The sequence below is a fragment of the Ruminococcus albus AD2013 genome, from assembly GCF_000526775.1.
Classification (GTDB): domain Bacteria; phylum Bacillota; class Clostridia; order Oscillospirales; family Ruminococcaceae; genus Hominimerdicola; species Hominimerdicola alba_A.
In genome coordinates this window covers 709,393-728,343 of sequence record NZ_JAGS01000001.1, presented here as the reverse complement: position 1 = coordinate 728,343, position 18,951 = coordinate 709,393, and the positions used below count along the sequence as shown (strand labels likewise).

Annotated in this window: 18 protein-coding genes; all 18 read right to left on the bottom strand. The window is 45.5% G+C overall.

Features of this window, described 5'->3' with window-relative positions; translation table 11 throughout:
* Window positions 1–214 precede the first annotated feature (214 nt).
* Window positions 215–4,714: a PolC-type DNA polymerase III gene (locus tag N773_RS0103140; protein ID WP_024856410.1), complete on the bottom strand. Its 4,500-nt coding sequence runs from the start codon at window positions 4,712–4,714 to the stop codon at window positions 215–217.
* Window positions 4,715–4,731: 17 nt separating this feature from the next.
* Window positions 4,732–5,769 (bottom strand): flavodoxin-dependent (E)-4-hydroxy-3-methylbut-2-enyl-diphosphate synthase, encoded by a 1,038-nt coding sequence (ispG, locus tag N773_RS0103135; protein ID WP_024856409.1) that lies wholly within the window; start codon window positions 5,767–5,769, stop codon window positions 4,732–4,734.
* A 13-nt stretch (window positions 5,770–5,782) separates the two neighbouring features.
* A complete protein-coding gene (locus N773_RS0103130; protein WP_024856408.1) occupies window positions 5,783–6,718 on the bottom strand; it encodes an ADP-ribosylglycohydrolase family protein in 936 nt (311 codons plus the stop codon).
* A 1-nt stretch (window position 6,719) separates the two neighbouring features.
* The gene (locus N773_RS0103125) at window positions 6,720–7,775 is read right to left on the bottom strand and encodes a M50 family metallopeptidase (protein WP_024856407.1); all 1,056 of its coding nucleotides are present in this window, start codon (window positions 7,773–7,775) and stop codon (window positions 6,720–6,722) included.
* A complete protein-coding gene (locus N773_RS0103120; RefSeq protein WP_024856406.1) occupies window positions 7,775–8,929 on the bottom strand; it encodes a 1-deoxy-D-xylulose-5-phosphate reductoisomerase in 1,155 nt (384 codons plus the stop codon). Before N773_RS0103120 ends, N773_RS0103125 begins: the two co-directional genes overlap by 1 nt.
* A gap of 62 nt (window positions 8,930–8,991) precedes the next feature.
* Window positions 8,992–9,891 (bottom strand): phosphatidate cytidylyltransferase, encoded by a 900-nt coding sequence (locus N773_RS0103115; RefSeq protein ID WP_024856405.1) that lies wholly within the window; start codon window positions 9,889–9,891, stop codon window positions 8,992–8,994.
* 4 nt (window positions 9,892–9,895) lie between these two features.
* Window positions 9,896–10,624, bottom strand: coding sequence for an isoprenyl transferase (locus tag N773_RS0103110; RefSeq protein WP_024856404.1), 729 nt, complete (start codon window positions 10,622–10,624; stop codon window positions 9,896–9,898).
* An 8-nt stretch (window positions 10,625–10,632) separates the two neighbouring features.
* Entirely contained in the window at window positions 10,633–11,187 is a 555-nt protein-coding gene (frr, locus tag N773_RS0103105) for a ribosome recycling factor (protein ID WP_013498773.1), read from the bottom strand.
* 21 nt (window positions 11,188–11,208) lie between these two features.
* Window positions 11,209–11,919, bottom strand: a complete 711-nt coding sequence (pyrH, locus tag N773_RS0103100) for a UMP kinase (protein WP_024856403.1) — start codon at window positions 11,917–11,919, stop codon at window positions 11,209–11,211.
* 176 nt (window positions 11,920–12,095) lie between these two features.
* The gene (locus tag N773_RS0103095; protein ID WP_024856402.1) at window positions 12,096–12,491 is read right to left on the bottom strand and encodes a secondary thiamine-phosphate synthase enzyme YjbQ; all 396 of its coding nucleotides are present in this window, start codon (window positions 12,489–12,491) and stop codon (window positions 12,096–12,098) included.
* Window positions 12,492–12,503: 12 nt separating this feature from the next.
* Window positions 12,504–13,508 carry an NAD(P)H-dependent glycerol-3-phosphate dehydrogenase gene (locus tag N773_RS0103090; protein ID WP_024856401.1) on the bottom strand — a complete coding sequence of 335 codons (1,005 nt, stop codon included), beginning with the start codon at window positions 13,506–13,508 and terminating at the stop codon, window positions 12,504–12,506.
* 48 nt (window positions 13,509–13,556) lie between these two features.
* Window positions 13,557–14,027: a hypothetical protein gene (locus N773_RS0103085; RefSeq protein WP_024856400.1), complete on the bottom strand. Its 471-nt coding sequence runs from the start codon at window positions 14,025–14,027 to the stop codon at window positions 13,557–13,559.
* A 134-nt stretch (window positions 14,028–14,161) separates the two neighbouring features.
* Complete coding sequence (gene plsY, locus N773_RS0103080; RefSeq protein ID WP_024856399.1) at window positions 14,162–14,824, bottom strand: glycerol-3-phosphate 1-O-acyltransferase PlsY; 663 nt, start codon at window positions 14,822–14,824, stop codon at window positions 14,162–14,164.
* Window positions 14,825–14,845: 21 nt separating this feature from the next.
* Window positions 14,846–16,177, bottom strand: coding sequence for a ribosome biogenesis GTPase Der (der, locus tag N773_RS0103075; protein WP_024856398.1), 1,332 nt, complete (start codon window positions 16,175–16,177; stop codon window positions 14,846–14,848).
* Window positions 16,178–16,332: 155 nt separating this feature from the next.
* On the bottom strand, window positions 16,333–16,515 hold the full coding sequence (rpmF, locus tag N773_RS0103070; protein WP_024856397.1) for a 50S ribosomal protein L32: 183 nt from the start codon (window positions 16,513–16,515) through the stop codon (window positions 16,333–16,335).
* A gap of 42 nt (window positions 16,516–16,557) precedes the next feature.
* Window positions 16,558–17,022 (bottom strand): YceD family protein, encoded by a 465-nt coding sequence (locus tag N773_RS0103065; RefSeq protein WP_024856396.1) that lies wholly within the window; start codon window positions 17,020–17,022, stop codon window positions 16,558–16,560.
* A 99-nt stretch (window positions 17,023–17,121) separates the two neighbouring features.
* Window positions 17,122–17,526: a hypothetical protein gene (locus N773_RS0103060; RefSeq protein WP_024856395.1), complete on the bottom strand. Its 405-nt coding sequence runs from the start codon at window positions 17,524–17,526 to the stop codon at window positions 17,122–17,124.
* A 65-nt stretch (window positions 17,527–17,591) separates the two neighbouring features.
* Window positions 17,592–18,923, bottom strand: a complete 1,332-nt coding sequence (locus tag N773_RS0103055; RefSeq protein ID WP_024856394.1) for a glucose-6-phosphate isomerase — start codon at window positions 18,921–18,923, stop codon at window positions 17,592–17,594.
* Window positions 18,924–18,951: the final 28 nt, after the last annotated feature.

Below are 18,951 nucleotides of genomic sequence, written 5' to 3'. Positions count from 1 at the left end.
ATGGTTTTTCCTTTGTATTACATTTTATTGTAGTAAAGTGCTAACATAGTATCATATTATCAACATGATATATTTTAGCATACTGACAAAGATTTGTCAACCGATTTGTGCAAATATGCAAGAAATTAATTTGTAAATTATATATGAACGCAGACAGCGCCCCTAATATACGCGAAGTCTGCCCCCTGCAAAGCAAAGAGCAGCTCCGTAACTTTTAAAAATTGAAAAGAGAAATCTGACTGGACTTCGGCAGATCACCGAATGCACCGATGTTTTCAAGTGCTTCAATGACTGTCTTGGAAATACCGCTGTTCATCTGGAATTCCTCTATGGAAATGAAGTCGTTCTTCTTTGCCTTTTCGTAAATAGCAAGCGCCGCGTTAAGACCTACGCCGTTTATGGCAACGAATGGCAGTCTTATCTTGCCGTCCTCTATCTCATAGATGTATGCATGAGACTTGTTGATATCTATGGGCAGGAATTCGTATCCGCGGGACATCATCTCGTTGGTGAGCATCAGCATATCAAGCACGCCGCTGTCCTTGCCCGAGCGTTCGTCCTTTGACATATTATTGAGCCTGTCGATCTTGTCGCGCACCATGTATATACCTTTTAGGGTCGTTTCTGCGTCAAAGTCCTCGCCGCGGACAGTAAAGTATGTAGCGTAGAAAGCCAGAGGTTCGTGTACCTTGAACCAGCAAAGTCTTATGGCGGCTGTAACGTATGCCGCCGCATGGGCTTTCGGGAACATATACTTGATCTTCAGACAGCTGTCTATGTACCACTCGGGAACATCGTGGGCTCTCATATCCTGCTTCATCTCTTCTGTCAGAAGTTTTGGCGCTTTACCCTTACGGGTAATCTCCATAATCTTGAAAGCAAGCTTTGGTTCAAGGTGATGTTCCAGCAGATAAACCATGATACTGTCACGGGTACCGATAACGTTGGATATATCGCAGGTGCCATTTTTGATGAGTTCCTGGGCATTGCCCAGCCAAACGTCCGTACCGTGGGAAAGTCCCGATATCTGCAAAAGGTCTGAGAAGTTCTTGGGCTTTGATTCAAGCAGCATTCCTCTTACGAAAGGTGTACCCATCTCGGGTATGCCGAGAGTACCTGTTTCGCACTTGATATCTTCCGCGGTAACGCCCAGTGAATCGGGCGATGTGAACAGCGAATATACAGCAGGGTCCGACATGGGGCAGTCATTGATGTTCATATGGGTGAAATCTTCAAGGTACTTATACATGGTAGGAACATCGTGACCAAGTTCGTCAAGCTTCAGTATGGTATCGTGAAGCGAATGGAAGTCGAAATGGGTAGTGACCATATCGGAATCCACCTTATCAGCGGGGTGCTGAACGGGTGTGAAGTCGTAAACTTCGTAATCACCCGGGATAACGACCATTCCTCCGGGATGCTGAGAAGTTGTTCTCTTAACATCGACACAGCCGTTGACAAGTCGCTGTATCTCGGCAGCATTAGCGGTCTTGCCGCGTTCATCTAGGTACTTTCGCACGTAACCGTAAGCGGTCTTATCCGCAACAGTACCGATAGTTCCTGCCTTGAACACGTGATCCTGACCGAAGAGTTCTTCGGTATACTTATGTACCTTGCCCTGACAGTCACCCGAAAAGTTAAGGTCGATATCAGGCGCTTTATCGCCGTCGAAACCAAGGAACGTTTCAAAGGGTATCTTATGGCCGTCACGGTGCATAGGTATGCCGCAGTTCGGGCAGTCCTTCGGGGGCAGGTCGAAGCCCGAGCCGTATTCACCGTTTTCAAAGAATTCGGAATAATGGCACTTGCGGCAGATGTAATGGGGTTCAAGAGGATTAACCTCCGATATACCCGACATTGAAGCAACGAAAGAGGAACCAACGGAACCACGGGAACCTACCTGATAGCCACATTCGTTAGAATAAGCAACCAGTTTCTGAGATATCATGTACAGCACCGAGAATCCGTGCTTGATGATGGAGTCCAGTTCACGTTTAAGACGCTTGAACACCAGCGGGTGAACGTGTTCCTCGAAATATGCGGAAACGTCAACGTCCTCACCCTCGGGAACTTCTATTGACATGGGGTCGCAGTCACCGTAAAGCTCACAAGCTTTTCGCCAGCAGATTATCTGGAGTTCATACACAGCACCTTCGATAAAAGGTGTGTAGGTACCCACAGGGAAAGCCTGAAGATCAGCATCTATCATGTCTGCCACATTATTTGTGTTTGTGACAACTACTTCAAAAGCCTTATCTTCACCGAGATATGAAAGCTCATCAAGCATCTGTGTTGTGGATTTCAGATATAGCGGTGCCTGATTGTCACAGTCAGAAAAGCCCATTGAAGCCTGTATTATCGCCCTGAACTTTGCGTCCTCTTTATTAAGGAAGTGAACGTCGCCGGTAGCGCATACGGGTATGCCCAGATCTTCGCCAAGCTTCACTATGAAGCGGTTTATGTCCTTAACGTCCTCGACAGTCTTTATCCTGTCGTAAGGAGGTTTTTCAGCCGTCAGCATGAACATATTGTTGCCGTCGGGCTGTATCTCCAGATAGTCATAAAAGGCGGCTATCTGCTTTATGTATTCGTAAGGTTTGTTTTCAAGGTAAGCCTGAATGACCTCTCCCCTCTCGCAGGCACTGCCGACAATAAGACCCTCGCGAAGCTTTGTCAGCTCGCTTTTGGGTATACGTGGGCGGCGCTTGAAGTATTTGAGGTTGGAGTCCGATATAAGCTTATAAAGATTTTTCAGACCGATATTGTTCCTTACAAGTATTATCTGATGGAAGACGTCCTTTGTTTCGGTAACGCTGTCAAGCTCACCCAGAAGACCGTTAAGCATATCAACGGTTATCAGCACCAGAGGATACTGGGCTATCAGCATTTTGGAAAGTTCAATGAATATATGTCCAAGCACCTCGGCATCGTCGCAACCGCGGTGATGCTGAAAGTCTCCGTAACCGAAATGCTCGGCAACGTAATTCAGCTTGTGCCTTTCAAGCTGAGGAAGCATCAGCTGTGACATTGGCACGGTATCAATGCTGGAAAATTTGAAATCTATACCGAGCCTTTCGCAGGTATTCCTGATAAAGCCCGTATCAAATGGGGCATTGTGTGCCACAAGGCAGGGAGAATCTCCGCAGAAAGCAATAAACGCATCTATTGCTGTTCTTATATCAGCCTGACCTTTGAGCATATCATCGGTGATATTGGTGAGGTTTGATATGAACTCGGTAAGGGGCATCTCGGGGTCAACAAGCATATCGAACTTATCAACTATCTCAAGACCTCGGAGTTTGACTGCACCTATCTCGATTATTTTATCTTCCTTAGCGTTTGTACCTGTTGTTTCAAGGTCGAAACATATTATCTCATCAGTGAGCTCGCGCCTGTCAACACCTGCGAATATCCTTGCATCGTTATTGACCTCGTAAGCCTCGACACCATAGAGTATCTTAAATTCCTGTCCGCCCTTGCGAACATCCGAACACTTGGTACCTGCCGCAGGGAATCCCTGTACAACGCCGTGGTCGGTTATAGCAAGAGCCCTGTGCCCCCAGCCTGCTGCCTTAGCAACAAGTTTTTCGGGCGCAGCAAGAGCGTCCATCATAGACATATTTGTATGGCAGTGGAGTTCCACACGCTTTTTCTCAGCGGTGTCCTTTTCCTTTTCACGTCCGACCAGCATGATATCTTCAGCCATGAAGTATATATTATGGTCAAAATCGTCCTCTTCTATCTTGCCGCGGGCGATGATGGTAGAACCCTTTTTCATCTTACCCATCATTGCTTCGAGGGTATCTCTTGTAAGCTTAATGAACTTGCCCTTTTTGGAAGAACCTATCATCTTCATCATACAGGAGGACTCATAATCAGTGAAATAAACGGTAGCTATAAGGCTGCCGTTTTTGGTTTCCTTGGTCTCGATCTGGAAAATATCACCCCAGACAGTTACCACATCGTTGAAATGTTCAAGTGAAGCAGAATCGTTGGGCAGACTTGCCATACTGTAAACACGGCTTTCGGACTGAATAGGACCACCTTTGAGCACGGTAGCACCCTCGCCAAGAAGATGCAGGCTTGTGAAATCAACATCGACAGTTCTGAACTCTGTTGATGCTGATTCTCCGCTGCCGGGATTAGCCTTTGCTGCAGCGGCTTTTTCTTCGTATGCCTTGATATCGGGCATAGGCATGGATTCAAAGAACTCTCTCTGCGCCTGTTCGTACTGCTCCATATCATTGGTAAGCACACCCTCGAAAGAAATCTCGGCAGGGGTCGAGAAAAGTTCTGTGACGAGCCTTGAAAATACGGTGTATATCCCCGCTTTTTTCATAAGCTCAAAACCGCCGTGCTTTAATGTAACAGTAAAGGTCTTTCCGTCAAAAGTAGACTCAGCATCATCAAGAAAGCCGTTCACAAAAGGAAAACGGCTCTTCATGAACTTGCAAAGTTCACCGAAATATTCAGCTGTGAGCTTATCAGGGGTAAATCTGGGATGAAGAGAGAACCCACAGTTCAGTGCATTTCTCATGCGCTGCTCAAACTGTGATACCGAATCGAAGGTGATAGTATTTTCAAATGATGCAACGCATTCCAGATCATTCATATCCTCCGTAAACACGAGCCTGAGTATCTTGCCCCCGGCTATGTCTGCGGATATGGAATCTTTATATTCATCAAAATATTCACCGATCGTATGTGTAGCCATTTGAAAACCGTCCTATCTTATAACTTCTCTATTTCGTCCATCAACGCCTGTAAAGCCTTGTCCTCGGATACTGTAAACAGCTTTTCGCCGTGGGCAAAAATGACAGCCTTACCGTCACCGCCCGCGATGCCTATATCAGCTTCCCCGGCTTCACCTATGCCGTTGACTACGCAGCCCATAACTGCGACTTTAATATCCTTGTGGATATCCTTGGTAAGTTCTTCCACCTGCTTGGCAAGACCTATGAGATCTATCCTTGTCCTTCCGCAGGTAGGACATGAAACTATCTGAACGCCGCTCCCTCTGCCTATGGCCTTGAGGATATCCTTAGCGGCATATATCTCCTTTTCGGGAGAATCTGTTAGCGATACTCTTATAGTTTCGCCTATCCCGTCAACAAGAAGTGAACCTATGCCAATTGAAGATTTTATTATGCCCATGCGTTCTGTGCCCGCTTCGGTAACTCCGAGATGCAGAGGATAACTGCAAAGCTGCGAAAGTTTCCTGTAAGCTTCCACCATTATATTAACGTTCGAGGATTTCAGTGAGATGACGATATCACCGAAATCGCACTGTTCAAGTATCCTAACGTGACCCATAGCGCTTTCGACCAGGGCATCAGCGCATGGCGAACCGTATTTGGCAAGCAGCTCCTTTTCAAGAGAACCGCCGTTTACACCTATCCTTATCGGGATATGCTTTTCAGTACATTTTTTCACAACTGCTCTGACTTTTTCCATATCGCCGATATTGCCGGGATTTATGCGTATCTTATCGATACCCGCATCAGCCGCCGCTAAAGCAAGTTTATAGTCAAAGTGAATATCCGCCACAAGGGGAATATTTATCTTTTCCTTTATGGCTGGGATAAGGGCAACAGCCTCCATATTCGGGATAGCCGCACGGACTATCTCACAGCCCGCTTTTTCAAGGCTTACAGCCTGTGCCACAGAACCCTCGATATCAGTCGAAGGCACATTCAGCATCGATTGTATGTAAATATGCTTGCCGTCGAGCGTAAGGTTTCCAACCTTGACGGGAGTAACGTTTCTCATATAATAATCCCCTTTATTTTAACCATTTAGACAGGAGTTCGTCCACCTGTTCTCTGCCGCGAAGCTCATCACGCCATTTTATCGGAATACTGTTATAGCCGAATACTATCCCCGCAAGACCGCCTGTGATGCAGGCAGTTGTATCGGTATCATCACCTAATGCTACAGCCTGTTTTACGGCATCCTCATAGCTTGATGCTCTTTTCATTATCATAACTGCGCTTCTCAGCGAATCAACAACGTACCCGCCGCCGTTACCGTGCCATATATCAGGTTCATCGGGACAAAGCCTGAATTCAAACTCTTCAAGATACTCGGGCATAGACGAATATATACGCCTGAGTTCAGCCACCGCATAAGACAGCGCATCATCGAAAGAATGACCATCAAGCAAAAACCTTGCTATAAGAACATACAAACCACAGCAAACAAGGTTTGTGATATTGCCATGAGTTATAAGACACTGAATATGAGCGTCCTTAACAAGCTGTTCATCAGTACCCTCATGCCAAAGCGCAAGCGGGAGAACTCTCATAAGAGCGCCGTTACCCTTGCCATCAGGTCTTATAAGACCACATTTTTCGGGTGAAAGTCCGTTCCTGTATGCATCAAGTGCCATACTCGTCTGTACGCCAACATCGAACACAATTCCATCAACTGCCCACAGACCCTCATCATACCATGCAAGAACTTTATCAGAAAAGTTTTTCAGATCGAAATGACCAACCTCAACAAGGCTGTCAAGCAGACAAAGCGCCTGAGCTCCGTCATCAGACCATGTGGCAGGTTCAACACCAATATGTGCTCTTGCAAATCCTGCGGGAGGCTGCATATCTATCTTTGTGGCTGGCGGTATATCCTCAGCGGAATGAAATTCATAAGGAACGCCCAGAGCATCGCCCACAAGCAGACCGTAGATACCGCCTTTCAGTTTGTTAACATCTTTCATATCAAACCAGTTTTGTTATATCACTGACCGTTATGACCACCATCAGCAGAAGCATTGCCGCAAGACCAACGGTATGCACCAGACCTTCCTTTTCGGGAGGGACAGGCTTTCTGCGGATTGCTTCCAGTATCAGGAAAATGAATCTTCCGCCATCAAGTGCAGGCAGAGGCAAAAGATTGAACACACCCACATTTATGGTGATGAACGAGGATATATAGAGAATGGAATCTATCAGACTTTTCCAATCGATCTTTCCTGTTTCCTCATCGCGCTCGCTGTCTATTACATCGCCGATAGAATCAACGATACCAACAGGACCGCTCATATCTTTCAGCGAGTACTTTCCTCTTATCATATCAGCAATAGATATATAGATCAGCCTTGCATCGGTTGCTGTCTGTTTGAAAGCCTGAGTAACCACAGAACCTGCAGTAACTTTTTGGGGCTTTACCCAGAAATCATAGTGGATTCTCATCTGTCCTTCTTCGTTAACAGATGTAGCAAGCTTGACATCTTTCAGGCTGACACGCTCACCGTTTCTCACGACGACCATATCGTAAATACCGTCCTCGTCGGTGCTGAATTTGTAGGACATATCAGTCGAAGTGAATATCCTCATGCCGTTAATGGCGATTATCTTGTCATCAACTTTAAGTCCTGTCTGTTGGCTGACTGCCTTTTCTTCAAACTTTGAAACCGTCGTTGTAACGATGGCGTCGCTCATACCCGTCTGTACCATCAGAAGTATCAGACCAAGTATCATGTTCATGCATACACCCGCAACTACGATTATCATACGTCTCCATACAGCTTTCTGGCAGAATGCTCTGCCGTCGGCGCTGTCGGTGTTTTCGCCCTCCATGGCACAGTATCCACCTATTGGGAATATCCTAATGGCGTAAAGGGTCTCACCTTTCTTCTTTTTGAATATGGCGGGTCCCATGCCGATAGCGAATTCGTTTACTTTTACGCCGTTTGATTTTGCGGCGATGAAGTGTCCGAATTCATGGATAGTTATAATAAGACTGAAAATTATTACTGCAATGATTATGCTCATTAAAATCGCCTTTCTAATATTCTTTTTGCCACGTATTTCCTTGCTGCCCTGTCGGCTTCAAGGATATCATCGACATTGTGTATCTCTTTATTCTGCGTGTTATTAAGTACTTCTTCAACAAGTTCGCCTATGCCGAGGAAGCTTATCTTTCCGGACAGAAAAGCCGCAACAGCCTGTTCGTTTGCACCGTTGACAGCGGCAGGAAGTATCCCGCCATCAGTTACCGCTTTTATGCAGGCAGTAAGGCATTTGAAAGTTTCGTAGTCGGGCTTTGAAAATGTCAGCTTGCCGTAATCAGTCAAGGAAAGATGCTTTACATCACAGTGTACCCTGTTCGGGTAAAGCAGAGCGTACTGTATCGGTATCTTCATATCGGGGACACCCAGCTGTGCGATAACGGAATTATCCTCAAACTCCACCGCTGAATGGATAACGCTCTCGCGGTGTACCACAATCTCTATCTGCTCGGGTCGAAGATCAAACAACCACATAGCCTCGATAAATTCAAGACCTTTGTTCATAAGGGTAGCTGAGTCTATGGTTATCTTACTGCCCATAGACCAATTAGGATGATTTAGCGCCTGTTCAACTGTAACATCACGAAGATCATCGATGGTCTTTCCGAAGAAAGGTCCTCCTGAAGCTGTAAGTATTATCCCCTTGACACGGTTCATGCTATTGCCTTGAGTTGCCTGAAATATAGCAGAATGTTCGCTGTCCACAGGATATATATTAACGCCTTTTTCCTTAGCGGCGTTTATTACAAGCTTACCGCCCGCAACAAGAGTCTCCTTGTTCGCCAGAGCGATATCGGTGCCATGTTCAATAGCTGTAAGAGTAGGTACAAGCCCTACCATACCTACCACGGAATTAAGCATGATATCAACGCCATCAAGTGATGCGATAGTTTTCAGACCTTCCATGCCCGTCAGCAGAGTAACATTTCCGCCTTCCAGACAGCTTTTCAGTTCATCAAGCTTGTTTTGATCAAAAATACAAGCATACTCCGCACCGAATTTAACGACCTGTTCTGCCAGCAGCTTTGCATTTGAATGTGCCGCCAGAGCTTTTACCTTTATGTTATGCTCCTCACAAACTTCCAATGCCTGTGTGCCTATAGATCCTGTAGAACCTAAAATACTGATAGTTTTCATAAAAAAGACCTCTGTAAAAAACGTTCAAAAGGGGTAAGCCTTTCAGACCTGCCCCTTGAGCGTTATATATTTGTACCTACGATAAGCAGTCCCTGTGATGCAAGGTAGTATATGAAAGGTACTACCAGCAGAGCGCTGTCGAACCTGTCCATAACACCGCCGTGTCCGGGCATTATCTTTCCGTAGTCCTTTATGCCTGTCTGACGCTTGATCATAGATGCTGTAAGGTCGCCAACCAGACCGATAAGTGCTGCTATCATTCCCGCCAGGAAAACCAGCCAGTAATAGCGTATCTTAAAAGCAGGGTTTACCAGATCGAAGATCAGGCTTGTGATAACGAGTATCAGTCCGTTGGTAACGACACCGCCTACAAGACCTTCAAGCGTCTTGTTAGGGCTGATCTCTGGCCACGGGTGATGTACTTCTCTGCCTGTTCTGTTGAAGAAAGTTCCGACGAAATACGCGCCGCTGTCTGCCAGCCAAGCCGCCGCAAGTGATATAACTATCAGGTAGACCTGTGCTTTTCCCCTTGCTTCAGTCGCAACACTGAAAGCAATAGAATCGTCTTGAGCCAGCTTTATCAATGTACCAAAAGCATAGCTTATCAGTACTGTAGAACCAAGCATTCCGAAGAACTCGGTATACTTGAGGGTCTTATGATCCCTAAGATACAGTATGCACATTGTCAGAACAAAAATACCAAGATATAGCTTATAACTGAAAAAATACAAGGTATTCAGCCTATAAAGGAAAAACGGTACTAACGCATCAACACCTGCAAAAGCCATACAAGCGATATGCTGGTGCTTGTATTTATCGAAGCCGACCGCCTTGAACACTTCATAAACAGCCATTACTGACAGTGCACCGACTGCAAGGTTTATCAATATAGTTGAATGGAATGCTACGAGGACGATGGCTGCAACCAGCGCCACCGCAGCGGAGATTATTCGTGTGGACATTAGTTTAAATTCCTCCGAATCTTCTGTTTCTTTCGCAAAAATCAAGTATCGCTCTGTCGAAATCAGCATTTTTGAAATCAGGCCAGAGGATATTTGTATAGTAGAATTCAGCATAAGCCGCCTGCCATATCATAAAGTTGGACAGCCTTTGCTCACCGCTGGGTCTTATAACAAGATCAAGCGGAGGGATCTCTTCTGTATAAAGGTTACGTTCTATCATATCCTCGGTGATATCCTGAGGATCCAGCTCACCGCGCTTTACCTGCTCGGCAAGAGTTTTAACACTGTGGCATATCTCGTCCCTGCCGCCGTAGTTTATGGCAAGCACCAGTGTCATAGCATCAAAATCCTTGGAGGTCTCCTCGGTATGACGCATTTTAGCCTGAAGCGAGGGCTTCAGCTGCGACCTATCACCAATAAACCTTATACGGATATTCTCCTCGATGAAGTCCTCGACCTCATCAAGGTATTTTTCAAAAAGATCCATTATAGCGTCCACTTCATCTTTGGGACGCTTCCAGTTCTCCGTAGAGAACGCATAGAACGTGATATAATCTATACCTACCGCCTTGGCGTGCTTGGTTATTGAACGGAAATTCTTTGCACCTTCACGGTGTCCGAACTTTCTTGGCAGGCCGCGTTTTTTAGCCCATCTGCCGTTACCGTCCATTATAACGCCAACGTGTGCGGGAGGTATTATATTATCACCTAAACAGCTTATTTTCCTAGCCATTCGTCACCTTAAATAGAGAGGATCTCTTTTTCCTTCTCGGCTACGTGACCATCGATCTCCTTGATGAACTTATCGGTGATCTTCTGGATAGCTTCCTCGCCGTCCTTCTGCTCATCCTCGGTGATCTCGTTGTTCTTCTTCTTAGCCTTGATCTTTTCGATAGCGTCACGTCTGATGGAACGTACAGCTACCTTGGTATCCTCGCCGCCCTTCTTGACATCCTTAACGATCTCCTTACGTCTGTCTTCTGTCAGCTGAGGGAATATCAGTCTGATAGTCTGACCGTCATTCTGGGGATTGATACCGATATCGGAAGCCTGAATAGCCTTCTCAATAGACTTCAGAGTGCTCTTGTCCCAGGGAGTGATGACCAGTATTCTTGCCTCGGCAACAGATACAGCAGCCATCTGGTTAACAGGTGTGGGAGAACCATAGTAGTCGACCTTTACCTTATCGAGTACTGCGGGGTTAGCTCTGCCCGCTCTTATAGCGGCAAAATCGGAAAGCATAACGTTTACCGACTTCTCCATTTTTTCCTTAGCTTTATTTTTAATTTCCTGCATAACATATCTTCCTTTCTTTTATTATTCAGCTGATACCAGTGTGCCTACATTTTCGCCCATGCAGGCATCAAAGATATTATCGGGTCTTGCGAGATCGAAGACCAGTACGGGAATGTTATTATCCTTGCAAAGTGCAGCTGCGGTGGAATCCATTACCTGAAGTCCCTTTTCAAGCACTTCGCTGAATGTCAGTGTATCATACTTGACAGCATCATCATACTTATGGGGATCCTTATCGTAAACGCCGTCTACCATGGTAGCCTTTAAGAATATATCAGCTTCTATCTCGGCAGCTCTCAGTGCAGCAGCGGTATCGGTCGAGAAGAAGGGGTTACCTGTTCCACAGCCGAATATACAAACTCTGCCCTTTTCAAAGTGACGCATAGCCTTGTTCCTGATATAAGGCTCAGCTACCTGAGGCATAGAAATAGCGGTCTGAACTCTGACTTCCATGCCGCAGTTCTCAAGACCGTCAGCAACTGCAAGGGCATTCATAGCAGTGGCAAGCATACCGATATGGTCTGCTCTTGTTCTGTCCATAGCACCACTGGAACGTCCTCTCCAGAAATTTCCTCCGCCCACAACTATGCCGACCTCAACGCCTGCATCAACGACTTTCTTTATGCTCTTGCCAAAGGAATTGATTATATCGTAATCAAGACCCATCTTCTTATCTCCCGCAAGAGCCTCGCCGCTCAGCTTGAGGAGGATACGCTTATATTTAGCTCCCATAAATAACACTCCTTAAAAAACATTTACGCAAACCTGCGCAATCACTCACAATAAAATTATACTATATTTTTCGTCTCTTGTAAAGGGTTTTCACAAATTTCTTAGAAAAAACTGCGGAGAAATTTCGCGTTTCTCCGCAGTGATCTATTATTTATCAATCAAATGCATATCAAGTTTTATCCCTTGACGATCTTTACATAAAAGCTTCTTGTTCTGGGTCCGTCAAATTCAGCAAAGTAAATACCCTGCCACGTACCCAGCAAAAGAGTGCCATCTTCGATGATGACAGTTTCAGAAGCGCCTACACAGCTTGATTTGAGGTGTGCCGCTGAATTTCCTTCCATGTGCCTGAACTGAGGTCTGTCGGGATATGTCTTATCCAGAGCGAAAAGCAGATCGGTCTGCACATCGGGATCGGCATTCTCGTTTATGGTGATAGCCGCAGTTGTATGGGGACAGAAAATCACAGCGATACCGCTTTCAACTCCCGATTCGTTCAGTGTCTGCCTTACATAGCTGGTAATATTGTAAAGTCCCTCTTTATCGGTTTTTATATTATACTTTTTAAGCATGATACACCTCCGTCAGTTAAGGAACTGGCTCTCGGTCTCGTTTTTGGAAGGTCTGCCCATGAGTTTCTTTATGCTTTCTCCTACAGGTGAACCTTCAAAGAGTACCTTCGCAAGTTCTTCGGTGATGGGCATTTCGATACCCATTTTCTTGGCAAGAGCGTAAGCGTTCTTGGTGCAGGTGTAACCCTCAACTGTGCCTACCTGCCTTACAGCTTCGGTGGGGTCAACGCCTTGACCGATAAGTATGCCTGCACGTCTGTTGCGGCTGTGCATGGAACAGCAAGTAACGATAAGATCACCGATACCGCTGAGTCCCGCAAAGGTATCTCGCTTTGCACCCAAAGCTATACCGAGCCTTTCGATCTCACGGATACCGCGTGTCATGAGGGCTGCTTTGGTATTATCACCCATTCCCAGACCATCACACACGCCAGCAGCCAGCGCTATGACATTTTTCAGCGACCCGCCTATCTCACAGCCCATAACATCATCGTTGACGTAAACACGGAAAGTATTGTTTGAAAGGGTCTGCTGAATAAAATACGCAGCCTCTCTGTTCTCGCAGGCTGTGCAGACAGTCGTTGGTATGCCTCTTGCAACTTCTTCCGCATGAGAAGGACCTGTAAGCACTGCAATGGTATTCTCGGGGAAGCATTCCTTTTCAACCTGGGTCATGGTTTTAAGACTGTCAGCTTCAAGCCCTTTCGCGGTGTTTACGATGATCGTCTCTTTGTCGATATAAGGTGCGGCTTCTTCGCAGACGCTTCTGACAAAGTTTGAAGGTATACCGATAATGACCATATCCTTCCCCTTTGCCGCAGAAATATCCGTGGTAAGCTTAATTGACTTGTTTATCAGAACTCCGGGCAGTTTGCTTTTAAGTTCTCCCGTCCTGTTTATAGTGTCTATCTCGTCCTGAAATTTGCTCCATACAGTTACGTCATGACCTGCGTTGTCGCACATTATTGCAAGAGAAAGTCCGAATCCTCCCGAACCTAGTATTGTGATATTTGCCATATTTCATACCTCCCGTTATTTTAGAATTTGAGTATATATCTTGTATATCTATTCTTCAACAAAAAGCTCGTTCCATTTATATACAGCTTCATCTGCCGAGATCATAAGAACACATTCTTTGTGGTAAGGTTCTTTATCAAACCAGAGCCAGCATTCATAAACATAAGAACGGTAGCCCTTGTATGCATACAGAAATTCAAGTTCCATGCCGCTATCAAGCATCTGTGCGAATTCAGCGTAGGATATCTCATCTCTGATAGCCCTTTTTTCGGAGTCGGTCTCAGTAAAAATATAGACGGTCAGATCCTGATCTATATCCTTACTGAGGGTTTTAAAACCAACCTCTGATCTGCCTGTATAGCACAACTTTTTATGGAAGTTATTAACATTTCTTTCGGCAACATAAAAACCGTCCTTAAAAATAAAGGTCAGTACACCAGAATCAAAGGATATTTTTGCGGCACGGCTGTCGTGAAGAGAAATGCTGTTGTCTTCGTTAGTATGTGAATATTTATACATAACACATCCCTCCGTTTATGTCCGTCATTATATCCCATACACGTGAAAATCATGTGTCAGTAAAAAGAATATTACAGAAAACGGCAAAGATCACAAAATGTGTGAGCGATCTTTGCCGAAAAGTGATGCAAAATTTAAGCTTCTTTTTTCTTCTGACCGAACTTGTTCTCGGTGCCGTTCATAAGTCTCTTGATATTTGCGTGATGCAGTGAGATTATCAGTATGCAGATCAGAACTCCCATGATCGTATTCGGGATAACTGCGTAGTTATCCTTGTAGACAAAATTCTGCAGAATAAAGGTGAAAGTCGGATAAGCAATTGACGCAAATATCGAACCTACGGACACATACTTGGTTATTGCCAGCAGTACCGCAAATACTACAAGTGCACACAGACAAGTAAGAGGATCAATGGCGAGAAGTGTTGTTGCTGCCAGAAGAACGCCCTTTCCGCCATGAAATCCGTAGAATACAGGGAAACAATGTCCCAGCATTACAAACAGACCTGCAAGATATCCGATGAAATGTGGATCACCGAAGAATTCAACACCCATGACCTTGTGTACAAGCAGACGGCATACGACTACTGCAATAACGCCCTTTGCAAGGTCACAAAGCAGCGTCGCAAGAGCGGGGCCCTTGCCGTAAACACGCAGAACATTGGTCAGGCCAGCGTTTTTGCTGCCGTAATCGCGGATATCCTGTTTTTTCCAGAGCCTGCAAACTATGATAGCCGAGTTAAGGCTGCCAAAAAGATATGAGAATATTACTGTAAATAATATAGCCAAAATATTCATATTATAACGAACTCCTGTCGGTCATTTAACATCGTCCCTGTCGCGCTCTCTTATCTTGAAAACAATGGGCGTGCCGTCCAGCGAGAAAGTCTCGCGTATCTGGTTTTCAATGTAACGCTGATAGGAGAAGTGGAAAAGCTCTGCCCTGTTAACAAAGAATACAAAAGAGGGCGGGTTGGTGGATACCTGTGTCATGTAGTATATCTTGAGTCTTCTGCCCTTATCAGAGGGTGGCTGAACACGCTGAGTAGCATATGCCAGAACTTCGTTTAGCTTACCTGTTGCAATACGTATGGAGTTCTTTTCCTTGACATAGCGTATCATCTCAAACAGCTTGTCTATACGCAGACCTGTCTTTGCCGAAACAAAAACGAAAGGCACATAACTCATGAAGCTGAAATCTCCCTCCAGCTTCTTACGAAACTCATTCATTGTCTTGCCGTCTTTTTCAAGAGCGTCCCACTTATTTACCGCAACAACGCAAGCCTTGCCTTTTTCATGAGCATAGCCTGCAACCTTGCTGTCCTGCTCGGTAAATCCGACAGTAGCATCGATGACGATAACAGCCACATCGGCTCTATCAACAGCCATATAAGCCCTGAGCACGGAATATTTCTCTACAGACTCAAGCACCTTGGATTTACGTCTGATGCCCGCAGTGTCGATAAAGACGAACTTACCGAACTCATTTTCGATATCGGTATCGGTGGCATCGCGGGTGGTACCTGCGATATCTGAAACGATAACTCTTTCCTCGCCGCAGATACGGTTTATCATCGAGGATTTGCCCACATTCGGCTTGCCGATGACAGCGACCTTGACAGTCTCCTCATCGTCTTCCTCTTCAGTAACATCAGGCAGATATTTGAGAACTTCGTCAAGCATATCACCAGTACCATGACCATGCACCGATGATACAGGGAAAGGCTCGCCAAGACCTAGATTATAGAACTCATAAAGCTCCATAGGAGGCTCACCCACATTATCCACCTTGTTTACGCAAAGCACAACAGGTTTTCCTGATTTCAGAAGCATCTGTGCGACTTCCATATCAGTAGAAGTCACACCGCTCTTGATATCGGTAACAAGTATGATAACATTAGCCGAAGTTATTGCAAGCTCGGATTGTCTTCTCATCTGAGAAAGAATTATATCATTGGATTCAGGCTCGATACCGCCGGTATCAACAAGCATGAATTCTCTTCCCAGCCATTCACATTTACCGTAGATACGGTCTCTGGTAACACCAGGTGTGTCCTCGACTATAGAAAGCCGCTGACCTATAAGTTTATTGAAAAGCGTGGATTTGCCCACATTTGGTCTTCCGACCACCGCTACTACAGGCAGAACCATAAATACACTCCCCTTCCTTTATAACAAAACGCATATCATATTAATTATAGCATATCTTTCTGAAAAAATCAACATCAAACTAAAAGGCAGAGGAAAATTTATTTCCTCTGCCCTGTTCAGTCATTGTTATTTAAGACTGTAAGGTACCAATAGGCTTATGCGTCCTTCTTGATGACCTCAACGCCCTTGTAATAACCGCAGTTCTTGCACACTCTGTGAGGCGAAGTCAGCTCGCCACAGTTGGAGCATCTGCTCAGTGCAGGCGCTTCAAGCTTCCAAACAGCTGAACGTCTCTTGTCACGTCTAGCCTTGGATACTTTTCTCTTTGGTACTGCCATTTTGGCACCTCCTCTTCGGTAATAGTAACACCAGTCGTCAGATCAAAACGGATCTTTCGGGCAATCACAATCGCCATCATTCAGATCCTTGCCGCATTTGAAGCATAACCCCTTGCAATCCTCTTTACAAAGGATCTTGGTGGGCAGATGCAGCAGCAGGTCGGAAATGACCAGTTCATCGAGCTCAAGAACATTATCCTCACAGACAACATACTCATCATAATCATCGCGTCCGCTGTGGAGCTGTCTGACAAGTATATGGCTGAGATCGTAGCTGTACTCACGCTCAAACTCTTTAAGACATCTGTCGCAGACCTGTGACAAAGTAAATACTACGCTGAAACTAAGTGTTACAACGCCAGCGCGGTTCTCTACCATGCCCCTGACTGCTATCGGTGCTGTAAAATCATAAGACGAATACTCTCCGACTTGTTCGGGAGAGATCTCATAGTCAAACTCTTTGACCTCACCTACGATATCGAAAAGCTCTTTCAGATGTATTTTCATAGTACACCTCAAACATCACAAACTCCATTATAACCCGAAGTCAGTGATTTGTCAATAGTTTTTTTGATTTTTTTGCAGGATCAAATAAAATTTAACAAATTACTTGATAAATGCCTTTACCTGTGCAGGCAGTTCTTCAACATCAGCAGATACTGTGAACACGATGTTGATATCCTTTGCCAGAACTGCAATCTTCTCTATAAGCTCGCCCAGCTCATCATAGTTTCTGCCGCCTATCTTCAGAATACCATCAACAAATATGTCCTGTATATCGTGATTGCCAGCCAGCAGACCTGCAACGAAACCATAGAAGGTCTCAAAGCTGGTGATGCCGTAATCCTCAGCATCAACAAGTCTTACACTGTGGGGGATATCGTAAGTAAGCTTCATGCCTCTCTCGATGCATACAACATTACCTGTTGCATTTTCTGCAGCCTTAACAATGGAGTCAACAAGTATCTTAGTCTTGCCTGTACCCTTTTTTCCCGGAATCAAATTAATCATAATAACTCTCCATTCTGCTATAAAAGCATTTATTTTAAGCGGCGGTGCCGCATAATTTCTTCAGATCAAACCAGCTTTGCCTCAAGTGCAGCCTTCTGATCTTCGTAGCCGGGCTTGCCCAGCAGTGCGAACATATTCTTCTTATAGCTCTCAACACCGGGCTGGTTGAAGGGATTTACACCCAGCATATAACCCGAGATAGCGCAAGCCTTCTCAAAGAAATAGATCAGTTCGCCGAGGTTCTCCTCGTCGATCTTATCAACGTCGATGACCAGATTAGGAACGCCACCCTCGGTATGAGCAAGGATAGTGCCCTCGAATGCCTTCTGGTTAACAACAGACATATTCTGATTTGAAAGGAAGTTCAGACCATCTCTGTTCTCAGCATCCTCTTCAATGAAGAAGTCCTGCTTGGGGGTCTTGATGTTCACAACGGTCTCGAACATGAGATTGGAACCGTCCTGAATGAACTGACCCAGAGAGTGCAGATCGGTGGAGAAAGTAGCAGCAGATGGGAATATACCCTTGCCGTCCTTGCCTTCGCTCTCGCCGAATAGCTGCTTGTACCACTCACCCATCAGTGTGAAAGCGGGATCGTAGGAAACCAGCATCTCAACGCTCTTGCCTTTTCTGTAAAGGATATTTCTTGCAGCAGCGTACTTGTAGCAGTCGTTGCCGTCGTCATTTGCGTACTTCTTCTGAGCATTCTGTGCGCCCTTCATCAGAGCATCGATATCGCAGCCTGCAACAGCGATGGGAAGAAGACCAACAGCGGTCAGTACGGAGAATCTTCCTCCGACATCATCAGGAACTACGAATGTCTCATAGCCCATCTCGTCGGAGAGCTCCTTCAGTGTGCCCTTTGCCTTATCGGTAGTAGCGAAGATACGCTCCTTAGCGCCGTCCTTGCCGTACTTATCTTCCAGCAGCTTCTTGAATACTCTGAAAGCAAGAGCAGGTTCGGTAGTAGTACCGGACTTGGAAATTACGTTAACAGCTACATCCTTGCCCTCGCAGATACTCAGTACTTCATTGAGGTATGTAGCGCTTATATTGTTGCCGACAAAGTAGATGTCGGGAGTATCCTTCTTGAGATTGTTGTAGAACGGCGACTTGAGCAGTTCAATAGCAGCTCTTGCGCCGAGATAAGAACCACCGATACCGATAACGATAAGCACATCAGCAGTATCCTTTATCTTTTCAGCGGCAGCCTTGATCCTTGCGAACTCCTCCTTGTCATAATCGGTAGGCAGTTCGACCCAGCCCAGAAAATCATTGCCGAGACCGTTCTTGGCAGCCAGCGTGTTGTGAGCAGCAGTTACAGCAGGAGCGATAGCATCGAACTCATGATCTGCAACAAAGCCCTCAAGATATTTTGTTCTTAATGTAAGTGACATTTTAATCAGCCTTTCTAAATAAATTGCT

What these genes read in the sequence shown, in the direction of transcription:
- N773_RS0103140 (WP_024856410.1), bottom strand. Translation starts at nt 4,714, where the DNA reads ATGGCTACACATACGATCGGTGAATATTTTGATGAATATAAAGATTCC.
- ispG (WP_024856409.1), bottom strand. Translation starts at nt 5,769, where the DNA reads ATGAGAAACGTTACTCCCGTCAAGGTTGGAAACCTTACGCTCGACGGC.
- N773_RS0103130 (WP_024856408.1), bottom strand. Translation starts at nt 6,718, where the DNA reads ATGAAAGATGTTAACAAACTGAAAGGCGGTATCTACGGTCTGCTTGTG.
- N773_RS0103125 (WP_024856407.1), bottom strand. Translation starts at nt 7,775, where the DNA reads ATGAGCATAATCATTGCAGTAATAATTTTCAGTCTTATTATAACTATC.
- N773_RS0103120 (WP_024856406.1), bottom strand. Translation starts at nt 8,929, where the DNA reads ATGAAAACTATCAGTATTTTAGGTTCTACAGGATCTATAGGCACACAG.
- N773_RS0103115 (WP_024856405.1), bottom strand. Translation starts at nt 9,891, where the DNA reads ATGTCCACACGAATAATCTCCGCTGCGGTGGCGCTGGTTGCAGCCATC.
- N773_RS0103110 (WP_024856404.1), bottom strand. Translation starts at nt 10,624, where the DNA reads ATGGCTAGGAAAATAAGCTGTTTAGGTGATAATATAATACCTCCCGCA.
- frr (WP_013498773.1), bottom strand. Translation starts at nt 11,187, where the DNA reads ATGCAGGAAATTAAAAATAAAGCTAAGGAAAAAATGGAGAAGTCGGTA.
- pyrH (WP_024856403.1), bottom strand. Translation starts at nt 11,919, where the DNA reads ATGGGAGCTAAATATAAGCGTATCCTCCTCAAGCTGAGCGGCGAGGCT.
- N773_RS0103095 (WP_024856402.1), bottom strand. Translation starts at nt 12,491, where the DNA reads ATGCTTAAAAAGTATAATATAAAAACCGATAAAGAGGGACTTTACAAT.
- N773_RS0103090 (WP_024856401.1), bottom strand. Translation starts at nt 13,508, where the DNA reads ATGGCAAATATCACAATACTAGGTTCGGGAGGATTCGGACTTTCTCTT.
- N773_RS0103085 (WP_024856400.1), bottom strand. Translation starts at nt 14,027, where the DNA reads ATGTATAAATATTCACATACTAACGAAGACAACAGCATTTCTCTTCAC.
- plsY (WP_024856399.1), bottom strand. Translation starts at nt 14,824, where the DNA reads ATGAATATTTTGGCTATATTATTTACAGTAATATTCTCATATCTTTTT.
- der (WP_024856398.1), bottom strand. Translation starts at nt 16,177, where the DNA reads ATGGTTCTGCCTGTAGTAGCGGTGGTCGGAAGACCAAATGTGGGCAAA.
- rpmF (WP_024856397.1), bottom strand. Translation starts at nt 16,515, where the DNA reads ATGGCAGTACCAAAGAGAAAAGTATCCAAGGCTAGACGTGACAAGAGA.
- N773_RS0103065 (WP_024856396.1), bottom strand. Translation starts at nt 17,022, where the DNA reads ATGAAAATACATCTGAAAGAGCTTTTCGATATCGTAGGTGAGGTCAAA.
- N773_RS0103060 (WP_024856395.1), bottom strand. Translation starts at nt 17,526, where the DNA reads ATGATTAATTTGATTCCGGGAAAAAAGGGTACAGGCAAGACTAAGATA.
- N773_RS0103055 (WP_024856394.1), bottom strand. Translation starts at nt 18,923, where the DNA reads ATGTCACTTACATTAAGAACAAAATATCTTGAGGGCTTTGTTGCAGAT.